General features: G+C 67.3%; 1 protein-coding gene. It reads left to right on the top strand.

Going from position 1 to position 441, the window contains the following annotated elements; all coding sequences use genetic code 11:
- Window positions 1–441 (top strand): glycoside hydrolase family 15 protein (locus tag A612_RS10820; protein WP_040436637.1); only part of this gene is annotated, 441 nt, incomplete at both ends.

Below are 441 nucleotides of genomic sequence, written 5' to 3'. Positions count from 1 at the left end.
CCCCTGCCGCTGGAGTGGCAGCAGGCGGTGATCCGCGCGGCCATCACGCTGAAGATGTCCTTGTTCGAGGACACCGGCGCCATCGTCGCCGCCATGACCACCAGCATTCCCGAATCGGCCCACAGCGGGCGCAACTGGGACTACCGCTTCTGCTGGCTGCGCGACGCCTTCTTCGTGGTGCGCGCGCTCAACAGCCTGTCGGAGGTCGGCACCATGGAGGACTACCTGCGCTGGCTGGCGAACATCGTCGTCAAGGCGGGCGAAGGCCATATTCAGCCGCTGTACGGCATCGGCCTGGAGCACGAGCTGCCCGAGTCCATCATGGAACACCTGGGCGGCTACCGCGGCATGGGCCCGGTGCGCGTCGGCAACCAGGCGGCCGAGCACTTTCAGCACGACGTGTACGGCAACATTGTGCTGGGGGCCGCCCAGGCCTTCCAC

The sequence above is a fragment of the Melaminivora alkalimesophila genome, from assembly GCF_000282995.1.
Lineage (GTDB): Bacteria > Pseudomonadota > Gammaproteobacteria > Burkholderiales > Burkholderiaceae_C > Melaminivora > Melaminivora alkalimesophila.
Note: the sequence above shows the minus strand (reverse complement) of the source record. Positions and strands in the feature narration are given on the sequence as shown.